This is a genomic window from Aeromonas sp. 61P, assembly GCF_051919545.1.
Taxonomy (GTDB): domain Bacteria; phylum Pseudomonadota; class Gammaproteobacteria; order Enterobacterales; family Aeromonadaceae; genus Aeromonas; species Aeromonas veronii.
In genome coordinates this window covers 3,946,443-3,966,178 of sequence record NZ_JBQBEL010000001.1, presented here as the reverse complement: position 1 = coordinate 3,966,178, position 19,736 = coordinate 3,946,443, and the positions used below count along the sequence as shown (strand labels likewise).

The following is a 19,736-nucleotide window of genomic DNA, read 5'->3' as shown; positions in this document are numbered from 1 at the left end:
TCAGTCCAGCCCCAGCTGATCTTTGAGCTCCTTGAGATAGCGACGACTGACCGGCACCCGGGCGCCGCTCGGGGTGACTATCTCTGCCAGCTGGTTATCCAGCAGCCGGATCTCGAAGATGGCGTTGGGGGAGACCAGATACTGGCGGTGGCAGCGCAGCAGCGGGCTCTTTTCTTCCAGCGATTTGAGGGTGAGCTGGGTGTGGAACAGCTCGCCCTGACAGGCCACATGGACGCCGCCGAGATCGGAGAAGGCATACTCCACCTGCGCGATGGACAGCAGCCTGACCCGATTGTGCAGATAGCCCGGAATATGTTCGATGGTGGGGGCCAGCCGATCTATGGGCTGCGGGGAGATATCCTGCTTGAGGCGAGCGAGGGTCTTGGCGAGCCGGGCGGGCTCCACCGGCTTGAGCAGGTAGTCGAAGGCGTTCTCTTCAAAGGCCTGAATGGCATATTCGTCAAAGGCGGTGACAAAGACGATGCGGGGCAGGGGGTCGAGCATGGCGACCAGCTCCATGCCGCTCAGCTTGGGCATCTGGATATCGAGGAACACCACATCAGGCTTGAGGCGCTGAATAAGCGGCAGCGCCTCGATGGCGTTGGCCGCTTCCCCCACGATCTCGATGGCAGGATCGCAGGCCAGCTGCTGCCTCAGCTCTTCGCGGGCATAGTGTTCGTCATCGACTATCAGGGTGCGGATCATGGTTGCTCCTTGGGAATGGTGAACGACACCCGGGTCCACTGTTCAGGCTCGCAGGCAATAGTCACGCCATAGCGCTCGCCAAAGGCGCTTTTCAGTCGCCGATCGACAATGGTCATGCCCAGACCGTCGCCAGCGGGGTGCGCTTGCCAGGTGCCTGCATTATCTTCCACATGGATGGTGACGCTGGCGGGTTGCTCATCGGTCCAGAGGCGAATACGCCCCTGCTCCAGCAGAGTCGAGATGCCGTGCTTGATGGCATTCTCGATCAGCGGTTGCAGAGTGAAGCTGGGTAGTCGCAGTGTGGCCAGATGGGGCGGGATCTCGTTTATCACCGTCAGCCGATCGCCAAAGCGGGCAAGCTCGATCTCCAGATAGGATTGGCAGTGCTCCTGCTCCTCCTGCAGGGTCGCAAGGCCGCTCTGGCGTTTGAGGTTCTTGCGAAAGAACAGCGAAAGATGCAGCAGAAGGTCTCGCGCCTTGTCCGGATCGCGCCGGGTGATGGCACTGATGGTGTTGAGGGTGTTGAACAGAAAGTGGGGGTTGATCTGGGCCTGGATAAGTTTCAACTCGGACTGCACCAGCAGCCGCTGATGTTGCTCCAGCCGGCCGGCCAGCAACTGCTGTGACAGCAGGTTGGCAATCCCTTCCCCCAGGGTGTGGTTGATCTTGAGAAACAGCCGCTTCTTCGGCTCGTAGAGCTTGATGGTGCCGATCACTCCTTTGTCCCCCTGCAGCGGGATCACCAGCACCGAGCCCAGCTGGCATGCGGAGGAGAGGCTGCAGCGATAGGGCTGGCTGTTGCCATCGGCAAACAGCACCTTGTTCTGGGCGATGGCCTGCATGGTGATGGCTGACGCGATGGGGGTACCCGGTAGGTGGTGATCTTCGCCGGTGCCGATAAAGGCGAGGATCTGCTCGGTGTCCGTGATGGCGACCGCCCCCACGCCGGTCTCCTCCTGAATGATGCGGGCAATCTTGTTGCTCGCCTCCGGGGTAAAGCCCTGACTCATGATCCCCACTGTGCGGTTGGCGATATTGAGCGCCTTGGCGGAGAAGACCCGGGAGAACTTCTCATACATCCGCTGCTGGTCGCGGATCATGCTGATAAATAGCGCCGCGCCGCAGGAGTTGGCCAGAATCATCGGGGTGGCGATGGTGCGTACCAGCAGCAGGGATTTGTCGAACGGGGTCGCCACCAGCAGGATGATCACCATCTGCATGATCTCGGCATAGAGGGTGGTAAAGAAGGCGATGCGTGGTTCAAACAGGGCATCCGTTCGCCCCGAGCGCATCAGGCGCCAGTGCACTATGCCCCCGAGCAACCCCTCGCAGGTGGTGGAGATGGCGCAGGCGAGATCGGTAAATCCCCCCAGCGTATAGCGGTGCAGGCCGCCGGTCAGCCCTACCAGAAAGCCCACCAGCGGCCCCCCCAATAATCCCCCCAAGACAGCGCCGACCGCCCGGGTGTTGGCGATGGCATCGTCGATATCGAGGCCTACATAGGTGCCGAGGATACAAAAGCTGGAAAAGATGATGTATATCAGTATCTTGTGAGGTAGTCTCACGGAATAGTTGGCAAGCGGGCGCAGCAGCGGGCTTTTCGAGAAGAGATAGGCGATCACCAGGCTGACGCTCATCTGTTGCAGCAAGGAGAGGACCAACTGCATAAAAAACGCTCCTCATAAGCCAGCTGAAAAAATAGCCAGCCCGTGAATAAGTGTGATCAGGATCTTGTTCTGTTGGCCCAACGGGGCGCAACGGGCCGCCAGTTTGCCAGAACAAGTGGATAAAACCATATCAAATCAGCATGTTAAATTGATATTTGTGTAAGCGGCAGCGGGTTGATATTGATGGATGGAGCATGAATGTATCCGCTGGATACGCCACACGGAGGTGGCATGCTCCGCCCGGCCCCTTGGCTGGGCGTTTTTTATACATGGTCAGTTGACAACCTTCTGATGGGGGTTTGAGCAATTATTCCGGTTTGTCCAATGAGTTATCCCCAGCTTCTGGGGATAACTCAGAATGCAAAGTAGTAGCAGAAGCGGCGGGTCAGGTTGAAGAACTGCCGTTGTCCCTCATCCAGTTCTTCCTGTTTCAATACTCCGGTAATAATACGCTCGTCTTCCCGCAGATCGATCATGGCGACCGCTTCCGGCCGCTGGGCCTTGATATAGGGCAGGATCTTCGGCTTGAGGGGCATGGTGGGTTCGGTAGAGAGCACCAACGCAATGCTCTCGTCGGAGAGTTTCACCAGTGATCCCGGCGGATAGACTCCCAGTACTTTGATCAGCAACTTGACCAGATTCTGGTCGAACTTCTTCTGGGATAACTTGTAGAGCTGGCTGATGGCCTGACTCGGCGCGGCCGGGTTGCCGCTGTTGCGGGGATGGAGCAGCTCGTCGTAGAAGTCGACCAGCCCGATCAATCGCGCCAGCGGCGGGATCTCCCCGCCCTTGATCCCGAGCGGATAACCGCTGCCGTCGAGCCGCTCGTGGTGCAGATGGGCGACCTGACGGATTTTCGGTTCAAAGGCGTTGAGCTGGGTCAGCATCTCCAGCCCGTACTGGGGATGCATATTGAGGAAGTTCTGCTCGGCCTTGCTGAGATCCCCGCGTTTTTGGGTGATCTGGCTCGGGATTTTCAGTTCGCCGATGTCGTGGATAAGTCCCGCAAGTCCCGTCTCCTCAATCTCGATGGGGTTCATGCCGAGTTCGCGGGCCATCAGCATGGCGATAAAGGCGACGTTGAGGCTGTGCTGCAACAGGATATCTGTATGGGGGCTGCGAATAAGGTGGAGCCCGAGAGGCCCTTCGTGCTGACTGAGGGTGAAAGCGGCATTGCGGACGATCTGGGCGGTATTGGCCAGCCCTTCATCCGGTTTGAGGTTCAGCGCCCCGAGAGCATCACGCAGCTCGCTCATGGATTGGCCAAAGGCTTTGTCGGCGGCGCGCATGGAGCGGCGAAAGGCCTTTTCGTCAAAGGGGGGCGGGCCCGAGGCAATCAGCTCTTCCAACTCATCAAGATCAGGCCCGGCATCCGGGATATCGCCGCGCAGCAGCGGCTCGATGGGCAGATCGCTCTTGTCGGGGTCGACCATCAGCAGGGTGAGATCAAGATGGCGGAGAATGTCGAGTTGCTGCTGATCCTTGATCTTGAAGGTATTGAACATAAACGGGTGGTTAGTCCATCCCGTGGGGAGATGGATATAGTGGCCTACTCTCAATTGCTCTATCGAGGCTTGGATCAGTGCCATCGGTTAACCTGCATTTCGTGAATGCCTACTCAACAAGCTAGCAAAATCCGATGGATAGACAACTAAAAATCCATTTCGGGGCTGCGGAGCACCCCGTGCTGTGATGGTGCGCACGAGCGCCGTGCTTCTCCTCTTAATTCGCGCTTAAGTTTTACTTCCTACGCTGGCCCCGTCGTTTTTGTTGGCTTGGCCGGCCCGCTGCACTGCAGGCCGGTATGTAGGAGTTGTTTATGCGTGTAACTCTCGGTGTACTGCAAACCAATCTGTTGCTGGTGCTCTTTTTTGCCCTGGTACTGAACTGGCCAATCTTTTTGCATTTCTATACGGTGCTCAGCGCCCTAACCCATGTCAAAGCCGGATTTGCCATCTCGATCCCGCTGGTGCTGATCGCGGCGCTCAATGCCGTGTTTATTCCCTTCACGTTCCGGTTTGTGCTCAAGCCCTTTTTTACTGTGCTCATTCTGACTGGCTCCATCGTCAGTTACGCCATGCTCAAATACGGCGTCATCTTCGATGCCGGCATGATCCAGAACATAGTGGAGACCAACAGTGGTGAGGCGGGGGCCTATTTGAATGGCTCGGTTGCGCTCTGGTTTCTGCTGACCGGACTGCTGCCTGTTCTGGTGCTCTGGTCACTGCGGATCCGCTATCCGGCTCGCTGGTATCAGGGGTTGGCGTTGCGGGCAGGTGTATTGGCTATCTCTCTGCTGTTTATCGGGGGCGTCGCGGCACTTTACTATCAGGATTACGCCTCGGTCGGTCGCAACAACAAGTCGCTGGCCAAAGAGATTGTGCCTGCCAACTATGTGCACGGCCTCTACAAATATGGGCGGGATGTGCTGTTTGCCACGCCGATCCCCTACCAGCAGTTGGGGACCGATGCCAGGGTGGTGGCACGGGGAAGCAAGCCGACTTTGATGTTCCTGGTGGTGGGGGAGACGGCGCGCAGCCAGAACTACTCCCTTAACGGGTATGGCAAGGCGACCAACAGCTTTACGGCCAAAGAGCAGGGAGTGGTGTCGTTCAAAGATGTGCGCTCCTGCGGGACTGCTACTGCGGTTTCGGTGCCCTGCATGTTCTCCAACCTCACGCGCCGTGGCTACGATGACCAGCTTGCCAGCTCCCGTGACGGCCTGCTCGATGTGCTGCAACATGCCGGAGTCTCGGTATTGTGGAAAGAGAACGATGGCGGCTGCAAAGGGGTGTGCCGCAATGTGCCGACCATCGAGATCCTCCCCAAATCCTATCCTGCGCTCTGTCAGGGGGAGTCCTGCTATGACGAGGTGCTGCTGGAGGGGCTGGATCAGCAGATTGCCGGCATGAAGGGCAACAAGCTGGTGGCTTTTCACCTGATGGGCAGCCATGGCCCGACCTATTTCCGTCGTTACCCTGCCAGCGAGCGCGCCTTTATGCCGGACTGCCCGCGCAGCGACATCGAAAACTGCAGCAACGAGGAGCTGGTCAATACCTATGACAACACCATCCGCTACACCGACAAGGTGGTGGGACTGCTGATAGACAAGCTCAAGTCGCTGGAGAGCCAGTACGATGTGGGGCTGGTCTATCTCTCCGATCACGGTGAATCCCTCGGGGCCATGGGGCTCTATCTGCACGGCACGCCCTACAAGTTTGCGCCGGATGATCAGACCCGGGTGCCGCTGCTGACCTGGTTCTCACCTCAGTTACAGGCCGATCGCCAGCTGGATATGGGTTGCCTGGCGGCGGAGGCGAGCAGTCAGCGTTTCTCCCACGATAATTTGTTCCACTCCATGCTGGGGATCATGGATGTGCAGACCCGTGTTTACGACAACAAGCTGGATCTGTTCAAGCCATGTCGGGCGGGCTAAACCGCCAGCAAGCACACAATAGAAAACGGCAGCCACTGGCTGCCGTTTTGTTATCTCGCAAGATCAGTGTCTTACTTCTGCTCCATGATGATCTGCAGCAGATCCCCCTCCAGCAGGGCGCGCTTGACCAGTGCAAAGCCGCCATAGGTCGGCTGGTTCTGGAAGCGGGCTTTCACGATGGGCAGGCCACGGTGGAAGCTCGGCAGGGATTGATGCTCGACGCAGCGACGGATGGCCGGGAAGAGGATTTCTTCGGCGGCGGTGATTTCACCGGCGATCAGCACCTTCTGCGGGTTGAACAGGTTGACCGTGATGGCCACTGCCCGTCCCAGATGCTCACCCACGTTCTCGATCACGCTGCGAGCCAGTTCATCGCCCGCCAACGCCGCCTTGCACACCTCCTGAATGGTGATGTGCTTCTCCTGCAGCGAGCTCTGGTGACCGCGGCTGATGAGCTCCTTCACCTTGTCGATGATTGCTTCGTTGGAGGCAATGGTCTCGAGGCAGCCGAAGTTGCCACAGTGGCAGCGCTTGCCGAGCGGCTCGACCTGAATATGGCCGATCTCGCCGACGTTGCGGTTCTGACCGAGGAACACCTGACCCTTGGTGATGATCCCGGAGCCCGTCCCCTGGTGAACACTCACCAGAATGGAGTCCATGCAGTCGCGGGACTCGCCGAAGAAGTGTTCGGCCAGCGCCAGCGAGCGGGTGTCGTTGCCCACGTAGCAGGGGAGGTTGAAGTGGTTCTCAAGCAGCTTCGCCAGTCCCAGATTGCGGATCTGGTACTTGGGGGTGTAGATGACCATGCCGGATTCCGGGTTGACCAGACCCGGCATGGTCAGCGCGATGCTGATGAGGTTGCGACAACGTTCGCGGTTGGCATCGATAAAGGCGCCAATCTCTCGCAGCAGCATGTCGACCACGGGTTGCTGGTCGATCTCGGTCACCTGAATGACGTGCTGGTCGAGCTCCTTACCATCGAGGTCATAGAGACTCAGTTGCAGGTAGCCGCGACCCAGCTTGGCAGAGACAAACTGAAAGCGATGTTTGATGGTGGTCAGGGAGATGGCACGCCGCCCGCCGGTTGAGGCTTGCGGAGAGGTCTCCTTGATCAGGCCATGCTCGATCAGTTGCCGGGTTATTTTGGTCACGCTGGCCGGGGCCAGCTGACTCAACTCGGCAATCTTGACCCGGGAGATGGGGCCTTGCAGGTCGATGAGCCGATACACGGCTGCACTGTTGACCTGCTTGATAAGATCTACGTTTGCTATTTGTCCGCCAGTCATGATGTCACTGTTGTGTGTAGTGTCCGTTAACCACGGTCCCACGGACCGTGAAGTCCTGATCGAAGACAGTGAGGTTGGCTACTTTACCGACCTGGATACTACCGAGACGTGAGTCCCATCCAATGGCGCGAGCGGGGTAGAGGCTGGCCATTCTCAGTGCTTCATCGAGCGGTAATCCGACCTGCTTGACCAGATTTTCCACCCCCTCAATCATGGTGAGGGAGGAACCGCCGAGTGTACCATTCTCGTCGACACACTGACCATCGCGTAAAAAGACGGTGGTGCCACAAAAATCAAATTTCTCAAAGCCTTCCGGTGCACCGGCTGCCGCGGTGGCATCGGTGACCAGCACCAGTCGCTCCCCCAGCGCCTTGTGAGCCAGACGCACGTTGGCCCAGTGCACATGGTGGCCATCGACGATGATGCCCGCATAGACATCTTTGCGATCGTAGATGGCGCCCACGACGCCCGGCTCGCGACCGTTGAGGGTCGGAGTCATGGCGTTGTAGAGGTGGGTCGCAAAGCGAATACCGTTATCGAACCCGGCCATCGCCTGATCGTAACTGGCGGCAGTGTGACCGGCCGAGACCAGAATGCCCGCTTCCACCAGACGGCGGATATGGGCCGGCTCGTTGCGCTCTGGAGCCAGGGTGATTTTGGTGATGGCATCCGCGTTGGCACAGAAGAAGTCGATCATTTCGTCCGCTGGCTGGCGAATTTGCGCGGCAGGGTGGATCCCCTTGCGCTTGAGGTTGGTGTAAGGCCCTTCCAGATGGACGCCCAGCACCTCGTTGGGGTTGGCAGCCATGTAGTCACGGGTCACCGCAACGGCCTGCTTCATGTCGGCATCCGGACTGGTGATCAGGGTCGGCAGGAAGCTGGTGGTACCGGATTTGAGGTTGGCCGCCTGCATGGTTGCCAGGGTCTCGACCGTGATCTCGGTGTTGAACATCACCCCGCCACAGCCGTTGAGCTGCACATCGATAAAACCGGCGGTCAGGTTGGCGCCTTTGAGGTCAATCTGCTCGATGCCCGCAGGCAGTTCGGCCAGGTGAGAGATAGCGACAATCTTGTCGCCCTCGATAAGCACCCCGTAGCCGGTCAGCACGCAGCTGCCGGTGTAGAGGGTACAGTTGGTCAATGCGTACATGACGACTCCTTACAGACGGCCGATGTTGGCGGCTTCCAGCTGCTGGAAGTAGCGAACGGTCTTGACCTTGAGCTCCATGGTGGAGGGCTCGTCGCACACCATCATTCCCTTCGGATGCAGTTGCAGGGTGGAGATGGTCCACATGTGGTTGACGCTGCCTTCCACGGCGGCCTGCAGGGCCAGTGCCTTGCCGTGACCGGTGACCAGGATCATGATCTCTTCCGCATCCATCAGGGTGCCGACACCCACGGTCAGCGCCAGCTTGGGCACCTGCTCCATGTCGCCACCGAAGAAGCGGGAGTTGGCAATACGGGTATCTTCGGTCAGGGTCTTGACCCGGGTGCGGGAGGAGAGGGAAGAGGCCGGCTCGTTGAATGCGATGTGGCCGTCATTACCCACGCCACCCATGAACAGGTGGATCTTGCCGTAGGACTTGATCTTGTCTTCGTAGCGCTTGCACTCGGCCACCAGATCCTCGGCATTGCCGTTGAGGATGTTGATGTTTTCGGGACGAATGTCGATGTGACTGAAGAAGTTGTTGTGCATGAAGCTGTGGTAGCTCTCCGGGTGATCTTCCGGCAGGCCGACGTACTCGTCCATGTTGAAGGTGACCACGTTCTGGAAGCTCACTTCACCGGCTTTATGCAACTCGATCAGGCGCTTGTAGGTGTTGAGCGGGGTGCCACCGGTGGGCAGGCCCAGTACGAAAGGGCGATCGCTGGTCGGCTTGAACGCGTTGATGCGGTCAACGATGTAACGAGCAGACCACAGGCCTACTTGGCTGGCAGATTTCAACGGGATCAGGCGCATATGGGATACCTCTGTGTCGGGTTGCGACCGGTTTGGCGGTGGCAATTGGCTAAGACGGATTCAAGTTGTTTTATAGCGTAAATAAAGATTGCGAACTAAGCCACATCTATCCACCACCTTTATCTTGTTTGGGTGATAACGATCACGATTATCGGTTTATTAATTTGCGCAGCGAAATAAAAGCCCTAGACTGCCAATCAAGCCTTGATGGCTTATGCGTCAAACGTGATAAGCACTTAATTTCTAGAAAAACATTAACTAAGGAGAGGAACCGTGAACATTCTCGGTTATTTGCAAAAGATCGGCCGTGCCCTGATGGTGCCGGTAGCGGTATTGCCTGCCGCAGCGATCCTGATGGGGGTTGGCTACTGGATTGACCCGAATGGTTGGGGTGGTGACAGTGCGCTGGCTGCCTTCCTGATTAAAGCGGGCGCAGCCATTATCGATAACATGTCCGTACTGTTCGCTGTCGGTGTCGCTTACGGTATGTCCAAGGATAAAGACGGTTCTGCTGCTCTGGCAGGTCTGGTCGGCTTCCTGGTCGTTACCACCCTGCTGAGCCCGGGCGCTGTGGCCCAGATCAAGAGCATCCCGGTGGAGCAGGTTCCTGCCGCGTTTGCCAAGATCAGCAACCAGTTCGTGGGTATCCTGTGTGGTGTTATCGCCGCTGAGCTGTACAACCGCTTCAGCAGCGTCGAGCTGCACAAGGCACTCTCCTTCTTCTCCGGTCGTCGTTTGGTACCGATCGTAACCTCCGTAGTGATGATCGTCGTATCTTTCATCCTGATGGCCGTATGGCCGGCAATCTACGGTGGTCTGGTCTCCTTCGGTGAGTCCATCGTGAGCCTTGGCTCTACCGGTGCCGGTATCTACGCCTTCTTCAACCGTCTGCTGATCCCGATCGGTCTGCACCACGCCCTGAACTCCGTGTTCTGGTTCAACGTGGCCGGTATCAACGACATCCCGAACTTCCTGGGTGGTCAGGCTACCATCGATGCCGCTCTGGCCGCTGGCAAGAGCCTGGAGCAGGTGAAAGGCGTGGTCGGTATGTACCAGGCTGGCTTCTTCCCCATCATGATGTTCGGTTTGCCGGGGGCCGCTCTGGCCATCTACCACTCCGCCAAGAAAGAGAACAAAGAGAAAGTTGCCTCCATCATGATCGCAGCTGCCTTTGCCTCCTTCTTCACCGGTGTAACCGAGCCGCTCGAGTTCTCCTTCATGTTCGTGGCGCCGGTACTGTATGTCATCCACGCCGTACTGACCGGTATCTCCGTGTTCATCGCTGCCTCCATGCAGTGGATGGCCGGTTTCGGTTTCAGTGCCGGTCTGGTGGATATGGTGCTCTCCAGCCGTAACCCGCTGGCGACCAACTGGTACATGCTGATCCCTCAGGGTCTGGTCTTCTTCGGCCTCTACTACACCGTGTTCCGCGTAGTGATTGCCAAGCTGAACCTGAAAACCCCGGGTCGTGAAGATGACGAAGAGACTGCTCCGGCTGCCGCTCAATCTACCAACCGTACCGAGCTGGCCAAGCAATACTTGGAAGTGCTGGGTGGTCAAGAGAACCTGGTCTCCATCGATGCCTGCATCACCCGTCTGCGTCTGACTCTGAAAGACCGCAGCATCGTCGATGAGCGCAAGCTGAAAGCCCTGGGTGCGGCCGGTGTGGTCAAACTCGGTGAGCAGAACCTGCAGGTGATTCTGGGCCCATTGGCCGAAATCATCGCCGGTGAGATGAAAGCCCTGCGTTAATCGAGCGACTCGCTCACCTCAAGTCTAAGTCCATTGTTGACATAACTAAGGGCCCCGCTCAGGGGCCCCATATAAAAAAGCCAAGAAAATCCAACCTTTACTTCAAATGAGAGCAGCAGTTATGAACTTGAAACATTCTCTGTTAGCCATTGCCATGTCTACCGTTTTTGTCAGCCAGGTCCAGGCAGCCGATGCCGCCAAGCAGGCCGTGGTCGACTCCCTCGCCAACAACCTGGTGGTCAAGTATGAAGTGGTCACCAACGACGGTGCCGGTGCCGGCCTCGATTGCCAGGCGCTGGGTTCCGAGTGGGCGAGCTGTGGCGTTGCCAAGCTGCACCTGACCAATACCGGTGCGGACGTGACCTCCAAAGACTGGAGCATCTACGTCTCCTCCATCCGTCGTATCCAGCGTGTGGATAACGACCAGTTCACCATCACTCACCTGACCGGCGATCTCTATCGTTTGACGCCAACCGAGAAGTTCCAGGGCTTTGCCAAGGATGCCACGGTCGAAGTGCCGCTGGTGGTGGAATACTGGGTACTGTTCGAATCTGACATCATGCCGAACTGGTATGTCGCCAGCGAAGGTGCCGAGCCGAAAGTACTGGCCAGCATGAGCAACATCAATGATGCCAGCACCTACGAGAAGCCGATGCCGGCCGATGGCTGGAAGCGTACCAAGGATGACAAGAACATCCTGATGAACAGCGAGACCCGTTTCGCGGCCAACCAGACCAGCACCCTGCTGCCGGCTGGCAAGATTGACAACCAGATCCTGCCGACCCCGATGAAGCAGGTAGTCAAAGCTGGCCCGCAGGTTGACTTCTCTACCATCAAACTCAATGCCCTGGATCTGCCGAGCGATCGCGCCGAGGCTCTGAAGGCTCAACTGACCAAGCTGGGTGTTACCCTCTCCGACACCGGCTACCCGGTGACCATCAAGCTCGGCAGCAAGCTCAAGCAGGCTGAAGGCTATGACATGACCATCGGTCAGAAGGGCACAGTGATCCAGGGTCGCGATATCGACGGGGCATTCTGGGGTGCACAATCCCTGATCTCCCTGCTGGGTGTTGATGACAAGCTGGTGAGCCCGATGACCGTCGAGGATGCGCCGCGCTTTGAATACCGTGGCATGCAGACCGACGTGGCCCGTCACTTCCGCAGTCTGGATACCATGAAGAAGCTGGTTGACCAGATGTCTGCCATGAAGCTCAACGTGCTGCACCTTGGCCTGACCAACGATGAAGGCTGGCGTCTGGAGATCCCGGGTCTGCCGGAGCTGACCCAGGTAGGTAGCCAGCGTTGCCACGACGAGTCCGAAACCAAGTGCCTGATGCCGCAACTGGGTTCCGGCCCGACCAGCGACAACCAGGGGTCCGGTTTCTACAGCAAGTCTGACTACGTGGATCTGGTGCGTTATGCCAAGGCCCGCGGTGTGACCGTGATCCCCGAGATCAACATGCCGGCCCACGCCCGTGCTGCCGTGGTCTCCATGGAAGCGCGCTACAAGCGTCTGATGGCGGAAGGCAAAGAAGCGGAAGCCAACCAGTTCCGTCTGACTGATCCGGCTGACACCTCCAACGTCACCTCGGTCCAGTTCTACGACAAGATGTCCTTCATCAACCCTTGCCAGCCGGGTGCTGCCACCTTCGTGGCCAAGGTAATGGATGAAGTTGCCCAGATGCACCAAGCCGCCGGTCAGCCGCTGACCGCATGGCACTACGGTGGTGATGAGGCGAAGAACATCATGCAGGGCGGTGGCTATCAGGATCCGGCCGTCACCAAGAAAGAAGAGCTGGTCGCCTGGAAAGGCAACGTCGACTCCAGCAAGCAGGACAAGCCGTTTGGCAAGTCTCCGATGTGCCAGAAGATGATCGACGAAGGCAAGATCAAGGAAGTGGGCGAGCTGCCGGTTTACTTCGCCAAGGAAGTGGGCCAGATGGTCAAAGACCGCGGCTTCTCTACCCTGCAGGCGTGGGAAGATGGCCTGAAGTACGCCAGCGGAGCCAAGGACTTCGCCACCGACAACACCCGTGTCAACTTCTGGGAAACCCTCTACTGGGGTGGCTTCAACGAAGCGATGAAGTGGGCACACAAGGGTTACCAAGTAGTGCTGTCCAACCCGGATTACCTCTACTTCGACTTCCCGAACGAAGTACACCCGGCCGAGCGTGGCTACTACTGGGCAACCCGTTTCAACGACACCCGCAAGGTATTTGCCTTCGCCCCGGAAAACCTGCCGCAGAACGCCGAGACTTCGGTTGACCGCGACGGCAACGCCTTCGTGGCCAAGGGTGACCAGGATCCGGTCAAGTTCAAGGGGATCTCCGGTCAGCAGTGGAGTGAAACCGTGCGTACCGATGCTCAGTACGAGTACATGGTCTACCCGCGTATCTTCTCCGTGGCCGAGCGTGCCTGGCACAAAGGTGGCTTCGAGCTGAACTATGTGAAGGGTCGTGAGTTCTCCGGCGAGACCAAGTTCGTCAACAAGGCCACCCTCAACAAAGAGTGGAACCAGTTTGCCAACGTACTGGGTCAGCGTGTCCTGCCGAAACTGGATCAGGCCGGTGTTGAATACCGCCTCTCCGTACCGGGTGCCAAGGTAGTGAACGGTGTGCTGGAAGCGAACGTGGATCTGCCGGGTCTGCCCATCCAGTACAGCCTGGACGGTACCAACTGGAGTGCCTATGACGCCGCGGCCAAGCCGAGCGTGAATGGCAAGGTCTACCTGCGTACCACCAGCTTCGATGGCAAGCGCACCAGCCGCGTCACCGAACTGAACTGATAGCAGTCAACCGTTAACATGAGGTGGGTCGCAAGACCCGCCTTTCCCAAGGGCGATGGCGCATCGGGTTTGGGAAAGGTTGACTGTGCGTGTGAGCCTTTGTTGTGTGTAATTGTCTGTTTTGTGTTTTTCATCACTTTCAGCCCCGCCTCGTGCGGGGCTTTTTTATGCATTTGGGGTGCAATGTGCCAAGCCACGCCGTTTTTAGCGGCGCAATGGCCGGGAAATGGCCCGGAAGTGCCAAATTCAGGTTGAGACAGCGCCCGTAATAAGGGATCATACCCGGCTTGACGGCGGGGGGATGAGGGTGCCAGCCGGCACAACTTCCGCCAGTGACGCTTTTTTGAGGTGAGCCATGAGTCAGGCGAACAGCCCAACTAACTTTATTCGTCAGATCATTGATGAAGATCTGGCCAGCGGTAAGCACAGCAGCGTGCATACCCGTTTTCCGCCCGAGCCGAACGGTTATCTCCATATCGGCCACGCCAAATCCATCTGCCTGAACTTCGGCATCGCCCGCGACTATCAGGGCCAGTGCAACCTGCGTTTCGATGACACCAACCCGGTGAAGGAAGATATCGAGTACGTAGAGTCCATCAAGCAGGACGTACAGTGGCTCGGCTTCCAGTGGAACGGCGAGATCTGCTACTCCTCCGACTATTTCGACAAGCTGCACGGCTACGCCATCGAGCTGATTGAAAAGGGTCTGGCCTATGTGGACGAACTAACGCCCGAGCAGATGCGCGAGTACCGTGGCACCCTGACTGAAGCAGGCAAAAACAGCCCGTTCCGCGATCGCAGCGTGGAAGAGAACCTGGCGCTGTTTGCCAAGATGAAGAATGGCGAGTTCGCCGAAGGCACCGCCTGCCTGCGCGCCAAGATCGACATGGCATCCCCCTTCATGGTGATGCGTGATCCGGTTATCTACCGCATCAAGTTTGCCCACCACCACCAGACCGGTGACAAGTGGTGCATCTACCCGATGTATGACTTCACCCACTGCATCTCGGACGCGCTGGAAGGGATCACCCACTCCATCTGTACGCTGGAGTTCCAGGACAACCGTCGTCTGTACGACTGGGTGCTGGACAACATCACCATCGACTGCCATCCGCGTCAGTACGAATTCTCTCGTCTGAACCTCGAATACACCGTCATGTCCAAGCGCAAGCTGAACCTGCTGGTGACCGAGAAGCACGTTGATGGTTGGGATGACCCGCGCATGCTGACCGTCTCCGGTCTGCGTCGCCGTGGTTACACACCGGCCTCCATCCGCGAGTTCTGCAAGCGCATCGGCGTCACCAAGCAGGACAACATCGTCGAGATGAGCATGCTGGAAGCCTGCATCCGCGAAGACCTCAACGAGCATGCGCCGCGTGCCATGGCCGTGCTGCATCCGGTGAAAGTGGTTATCGAGACCCTAGCTGCCGACGAAGTGCTGACTGCCCCGGCCCACCCGAGCAATGCCGAGATGGGTACCCGCGAGCTGAACTTCACCCGCGAGATCTTCATCGACGAAGCGGACTTCAAAGAAGAGGCGAACAAGCAGTTCAAGCGTCTGGTGCTGGGCAAGGAAGTGCGTCTGCGCAATGCCTATGTGATCAAGGCTGAGCGCATAGAGAAAGATGCCGATGGCAAGGTGACTTGCATCTACTGTTCCTACGATCCTGAGACCTTGGGCAAGGATCCGGCCGATGGCCGCAAGGTGAAAGGGGTGATCCACTGGGTCAGCGCCACTCACTCCCTGCCAGCAGAAGTGCGTCTCTACGATCGTCTGTTCAAGGTACCGAACCCGGGCGCCGAGGATGACTTCGAAGCTGCGCTGAATCCGGAATCCCTGGTGATCATCGAGGGGGCCCGTGTCGAGGCTTCGCTCAAGAACGCCAAGCCGGAGCAGGCTTACCAGTTCGAGCGTGAAGGTTACTTCTGCGCCGACAACAAGCTCTCCAGCCCGGAGCATCTGGTGTTTAACCGCACCGTTGCCCTGCGTGACTCCTGGGGCAAAGTCGAAGGCTAAGCCGATGGGGCAGGGGAGACCCTGCCCTGTGCGATGCCAACGGCCTGCGCCGGACAATAAAAAAGCCAGCATCAGCTGGCTTTTTTATTGTCCGTTATCTGCAAGTCGCGGCTGACTTATTCGTCGTGCTTGCACTCACCGGTAGCACAGTGACCGTAGAGGTAGAGGCTGTGGTTGGTGAGACGGATATTGAATTTCTTGGCGATCTCGCGCTGACGCTGTTCGATCACTTCGTCGGAGAACTCGATCACCTTGCCGCAGTCGAGGCAAACCAGGTGGTCGTGGTGCTCCTGAGTGGCCAGCTCGAATACCGACTTGCCACCTTCGAAGTGGTGACGGGTAACGATACCGGCATCATCAAACTGGTTGAGAACGCGATAGACGGTAGCGAGACCAATCTCTTCACCCAGGTCGATCAGTCGTTTATAGAGATCTTCGGCGCTGGTGTGCTGGCAGTCCGGCTGTTGCAGGATTTCCAGGATTTTGACCCGGGGCAAGGTGATCTTGAGCCCGGCCTTTTTTAACGCTTGGTTGTTGTCTGCCATATTCTACTTATTCGCATTCTCGAAGGTGGGGTTATTCTGATGGACTGCCGCAGGAATGGCAACCTTGAACTCGCTTGGCCTGTCATTATAGGTCGTAGCCTCCCTAAAAATAAACCCAGCAATTCAAGGGGTTTAGCCATAAATGGCCGGTTGGATTGAAATAATCAATCGTGTCGTCCGACTTGCTGGCATGGCAGATGTTGATAAGATGTAACTTTCACATTCTGGTCGGATGAGATCCATGGATTGGCTTTTTGACAATGCGGCCTGGGTGCGCCGCGCACTCAACGCCTGGCCCCCTTTCTGGGGCGCCGGTATCAAGATAGAGACCCTGAGCGATGACTTTCGCTACTGCCGGGTTACCCTGAAATCCCGCTGGTGGAACAAGAACGCCAACCGCACCCAGTTTGGCGGCAGCATGTTTGCCATGACGGACCCCATCTATCCGCTGATGCTGATGGGCTACTTCAAGAATCGCTACTACGTCTGGGACAAGGCGGGCAGCATCAACTACATCAAGCCGGGCAAGGGCAAGCTGGTGGCCGAGTTCAACCTGACCGAGGGCAAGCTGGCCGAAATCGTGGCGGCGACCGAAGGTGGCAACAAGCACTTCCCCGAATTCGAGGTGACGGTACAGGACAAGAGCGGCGAGCTGGTGGCGCAGGTCAAGCGCACCCTCTATGTGCGGGCCAAACCGGAGCACAGAGGTGAATAACAGGGAAGAATAAAGGCAGGCATCGCAACAAGCAGATACAACAAGGGCCCCGTCGGGGCCCTTGTTGTCAGAGGTATGAGGGGGAGGTGGATTACTCCAGCTCGCCCAGGCACATCTCTTCGTGCAGCTGCTTGCACCAGCCCTTGACGCGCTCGGCAGTCAGCTCCGGCTGGCGATCTTCATCGATACCCAGACCGACAAAGTGCTTGTCATCGACCAGTGCCTTGGAGGCTTCGAACTCGTAGCCGGCAGTCGGCCAGTGACCGATGATGATGGCGCCTTTGGCTTCGACGATGTCGCGCAGGGTGCCCATGGCATCGAGGAAGTACTCGGAATAGTCTTCCTGATCACCGCAACCGAAGATGGCGACCAGTTTGTTGGTGAAGTCGATTTCGCCCAGATCGGGGAAGAAGTCGTCCCAGTCGGCCTGGGCTTCGCCGTAGTACCAAGTCGGGATGCCGAACATCAGCAGATCAAAGCTCTCGATGTCGGCCTTGCTGCTCTTGGCGATGTCACGGACTTCAATCAGGTTTTTGCCCAGCTCTTTCTGGATCATCTTGGCGACAGCTTCGGTGTTACCGGTATCGCTGCCAAAAAACAGACCTACACTTGCCATAGTGTTTAGTTACCCGTATTTGGTGTTAATGCTCAACGCTCAGACTGCAATGTCCACCGCAAAGGCGGACTCAATCTGTTGTTTCAGGATAGATTGGATCAGCTCGGCTCGGCTGATGTTCTGTTGTAACGCAAGTTGGTTCAGGCGCTCCAGCAACTCGGCCTCCACCTTTAACTCTACCCGCTTCAGCCCATTTTCCCGATCGCGCTTAAGCTGGTTACGCTTGTTGATCTTGAGCTGGGTCTCGCGGGGGAGTGGATTGGTCTTTGGCCTGCCGGGGCGCTTCTCATTTGCGAACAGATCCAGTGTTGTTCGATCAGTTTGCTGTTTGGCCATACATCACAGATGAAAATAAGTTAGCCGAGTCCTGAGCCTTCCCAGCCCAGTTCGATCAGCCCCTTGGCGACAAAACCCGCACAACCCAGAAACAGTACCAACCAGACGATAAAACGACCGAAACGGGGCACGTTGCCGCGCTTGAGCACGTCCTGAATGGCCAGGCCAATCAATATGAAAATGGCCACAAAGAATAACTTGAGGCCCAAACTTTCGATCAGGTCGATATGTTCACTTAGCATGGATTGCGCACACTCCTTATGACGGGCGCACTATATCACAAAGGATTTGAAACTGTTAACCGCCTGTCGACAGGAAATCCACAACCAATTTGTTGAACAGAGCCGGTTTTTCCGCATGCAACCAGTGGCCGGTACCCGCGATGACACGCACCTTTGCCGCCGGGAATTGGGCCAGTGCCGTCTCGCTGTATTGGGGCTGCATATAGTCAGAATCCCCCCCCTTGATAAAGAGCACTGGCCCCTCGAAGCGATGCTCATCCGCTGGCCAGCCCATGATGTTGGCGTAGTTTTGCTCAAGGGCGGGCACATTGAAGCGCCAACCCCAGCCATGCTCGCCTCTGGCGAACGATTTGAGCAGGAACTGGCGTACCTCGGCGATCTCGATGTGCTGCGCCAGCATGGCTTCCGCTTCACTACGGCTTTGCGGCGGCGTGCGCAGTGTGGCGTTGAGTCCGGCGAACACATTCTGGTGGCGGGAGTGGGGATAGGCGACTGGCGCCATGTCGGCCACCACCAGCTTGGCCACCCGCTCTGGCGCCAGCTTGGTGACCTGCATCCCTACCTTGCCCCCCATCGAGTGGCCTACTATCGCCGCCTGATCAAGCTCAAGGTGATCCATCAGCGCGAGAATGTCGGCCGCTTGCGCCGGATAGCTCATGTCGTCGCTGCGAAACGAGACGCCGTGGTTGCGCAGATCGACGCTGATGACCCGATAGTGCTCACTAAGGGCGCGGGCCAGCAGACCCAGGTTATCGAGGCTGCCGAACAGCCCGTGGATCAGAATGACGGCCGGTCCCTGACCCTGCTCTTTGAAGTTCACTACGCTCTTTTGTTGCAAAATGACACCTTGTTCGGTCATGAGTGCGTTGCCGATATGATTTAACGCACTGGAAAGAAAAGGATTTCGTGTGATGAAGGGGAAATTTGTGTGGTTTTTTTTCTAAAAAATCCCGTTCAGATCGGCTATCAGTGCGGCCGATCACACACTTGGGCCGCTATTATGCCGTATTCTCGATGAGATTCATGTACATCTGCCAGCCCCTTGCTTGGGCTGTCGGGTTTGCCTATGTATAATCGCCGCATCCGAATTTCGACGAGTCCAGCGCATCCCTATGAAAACCATCGAGCTTGATGACGATCTCTACTTCTATATCGCCAGCCAGACCCGGCACATTGGTGAGAGTGCCTCCGATATCCTGCGCCGTCTGTTGGAACAGCCTGCTCACCAAGGTGTGCCGGTTGCCGAGCCAGTTGCCGTCGCGCAGCCCAGTGCGATAGCCACCCAACAAGGGCTGCAAGCCCTGCTCGATTCCGGTGAGCTGCAAAAAGAAGAGAAGTCCATCAACCGCTTTATGCTGGTGCTGAGTACCCTCTACCGGGATAACCCGGAAGGCTTTACCCAGGCCACCGAAATCAAGGGGCGCAAGCGCGTCTATTTCTCGCAGGATCCCGAGGCTCTGCGTGCCAGTGGCAGCACCACCAAGCCCAAGCCGGTACCGGAGACCCCGTTCTGGGTGATCACCAACACCAACACCAGCCGCAAGCAGAACATGGTGGCCCAGCTGATGGCCAGCATGGGCTATGGCGAAGAGGTGATCGCGCAGGTGTGTGGCGCAATTTAACGATTCTTCAAGACTCAGGCCCTGCCCGGCAAGGCCGCCATTACGCAAGGAA

Annotated in this window: 17 protein-coding genes; 6 read left to right on the top strand and 11 right to left on the bottom strand. The window is 57.6% G+C overall.

Going from position 1 to position 19,736, the window contains the following annotated elements; genetic code table 11:
- The 3 genes from btsR to ACTG2O_RS18525 form a co-directional block, all read right to left on the bottom strand.
- Positions 1-705 carry a two-component system response regulator BtsR gene (btsR, locus tag ACTG2O_RS18535; protein WP_439976455.1) on the bottom strand — a complete coding sequence of 235 codons (705 nt, stop codon included), beginning with the start codon at positions 703-705 and terminating at the stop codon, positions 1-3.
- A complete protein-coding gene (locus ACTG2O_RS18530; protein ID WP_019445443.1) occupies positions 702-2,372 on the bottom strand; it encodes a sensor histidine kinase in 1,671 nt (556 codons plus the stop codon). The genes btsR and ACTG2O_RS18530 overlap by 4 nt, the downstream gene beginning before the upstream one ends.
- A 353-nt stretch (positions 2,373-2,725) precedes the next feature.
- Entirely contained in the window at positions 2,726-3,961 is a 1,236-nt protein-coding gene (locus ACTG2O_RS18525) for an HD-GYP domain-containing protein (protein WP_058058044.1), read from the bottom strand.
- 230 nt (positions 3,962-4,191) lie between these two features.
- Here ACTG2O_RS18525 and ACTG2O_RS18520 point away from each other — a divergent pair, with 230 nt between their 5' ends.
- A complete protein-coding gene (locus tag ACTG2O_RS18520; protein ID WP_236284619.1) occupies positions 4,192-5,808 on the top strand; it encodes a phosphoethanolamine transferase in 1,617 nt (538 codons plus the stop codon).
- Between the two features lie 71 nt (positions 5,809-5,879).
- Here ACTG2O_RS18520 and nagC read toward each other — a convergent pair whose 3' ends face one another.
- From nagC to nagB, 3 genes are read right to left on the bottom strand one after another with little or no spacing between them, the layout of a single operon-like run.
- A complete protein-coding gene (nagC, locus tag ACTG2O_RS18515; RefSeq protein WP_120415258.1) occupies positions 5,880-7,094 on the bottom strand; it encodes a DNA-binding transcriptional regulator NagC in 1,215 nt (404 codons plus the stop codon).
- A 4-nt stretch (positions 7,095-7,098) separates the two neighbouring features.
- Positions 7,099-8,244, bottom strand: a complete 1,146-nt coding sequence (gene nagA / locus ACTG2O_RS18510) for an N-acetylglucosamine-6-phosphate deacetylase (protein ID WP_127006834.1) — start codon at positions 8,242-8,244, stop codon at positions 7,099-7,101.
- A 9-nt stretch (positions 8,245-8,253) separates the two neighbouring features.
- Positions 8,254-9,054, bottom strand: coding sequence for a glucosamine-6-phosphate deaminase (gene nagB / locus ACTG2O_RS18505; RefSeq protein WP_005334308.1), 801 nt, complete (start codon positions 9,052-9,054; stop codon positions 8,254-8,256).
- A 273-nt stretch (positions 9,055-9,327) separates the two neighbouring features.
- Between nagB and nagE the strand changes: the two genes are divergently transcribed.
- From nagE to glnS, 3 genes are all read left to right on the top strand, one after another.
- Positions 9,328-10,806, top strand: a complete 1,479-nt coding sequence (gene nagE / locus ACTG2O_RS18500) for an N-acetylglucosamine-specific PTS transporter subunit IIBC (RefSeq protein ID WP_088869457.1) — start codon at positions 9,328-9,330, stop codon at positions 10,804-10,806.
- 121 nt (positions 10,807-10,927) lie between these two features.
- A complete protein-coding gene (locus ACTG2O_RS18495) occupies positions 10,928-13,591 on the top strand; it encodes a beta-N-acetylhexosaminidase (RefSeq protein ID WP_005334304.1) in 2,664 nt (887 codons plus the stop codon).
- A gap of 355 nt (positions 13,592-13,946) precedes the next feature.
- Positions 13,947-15,608, top strand: coding sequence for a glutamine--tRNA ligase (gene glnS / locus ACTG2O_RS18490; protein WP_439976454.1), 1,662 nt, complete (start codon positions 13,947-13,949; stop codon positions 15,606-15,608).
- A 116-nt stretch (positions 15,609-15,724) separates the two neighbouring features.
- On the opposite strand, the gene fur is transcribed toward glnS, so the two are convergent.
- A complete protein-coding gene (fur, locus tag ACTG2O_RS18485) occupies positions 15,725-16,153 on the bottom strand; it encodes a ferric iron uptake transcriptional regulator (protein ID WP_005334301.1) in 429 nt (142 codons plus the stop codon).
- 241 nt (positions 16,154-16,394) lie between these two features.
- On the opposite strand from fur, the gene ACTG2O_RS18480 reads away from it, so the two are divergent.
- A complete protein-coding gene (locus ACTG2O_RS18480; RefSeq protein WP_005334300.1) occupies positions 16,395-16,868 on the top strand; it encodes a DUF4442 domain-containing protein in 474 nt (157 codons plus the stop codon).
- A 91-nt stretch (positions 16,869-16,959) separates the two neighbouring features.
- On the opposite strand, the gene fldA is transcribed toward ACTG2O_RS18480, so the two are convergent.
- Genes fldA through ACTG2O_RS18460 form a run of 4 tightly spaced genes read right to left on the bottom strand, consistent with a single transcriptional unit; the run spans position 16,960 to position 18,882 of the window.
- Positions 16,960-17,484, bottom strand: a complete 525-nt coding sequence (gene fldA, locus ACTG2O_RS18475; protein WP_005334298.1) for a flavodoxin FldA — start codon at positions 17,482-17,484, stop codon at positions 16,960-16,962.
- A 39-nt stretch (positions 17,485-17,523) separates the two neighbouring features.
- Positions 17,524-17,820: a LexA regulated protein gene (gene ybfE, locus ACTG2O_RS18470; protein ID WP_005334297.1), complete on the bottom strand. Its 297-nt coding sequence runs from the start codon at positions 17,818-17,820 to the stop codon at positions 17,524-17,526.
- Positions 17,821-17,840: 20 nt separating this feature from the next.
- Complete coding sequence (locus tag ACTG2O_RS18465) at positions 17,841-18,062, bottom strand: DUF2788 domain-containing protein (protein WP_005334296.1); 222 nt, start codon at positions 18,060-18,062, stop codon at positions 17,841-17,843.
- 55 nt (positions 18,063-18,117) lie between these two features.
- Positions 18,118-18,882, bottom strand: a complete 765-nt coding sequence (locus tag ACTG2O_RS18460) for an alpha/beta fold hydrolase (RefSeq protein ID WP_439976674.1) — start codon at positions 18,880-18,882, stop codon at positions 18,118-18,120.
- Positions 18,883-19,174: 292 nt separating this feature from the next.
- On the opposite strand from ACTG2O_RS18460, the gene seqA reads away from it, so the two are divergent.
- Positions 19,175-19,684 (top strand): replication initiation negative regulator SeqA, encoded by a 510-nt coding sequence (seqA, locus tag ACTG2O_RS18455; RefSeq protein ID WP_439976453.1) that lies wholly within the window; start codon positions 19,175-19,177, stop codon positions 19,682-19,684.
- Positions 19,685-19,736: the final 52 nt, after the last annotated feature.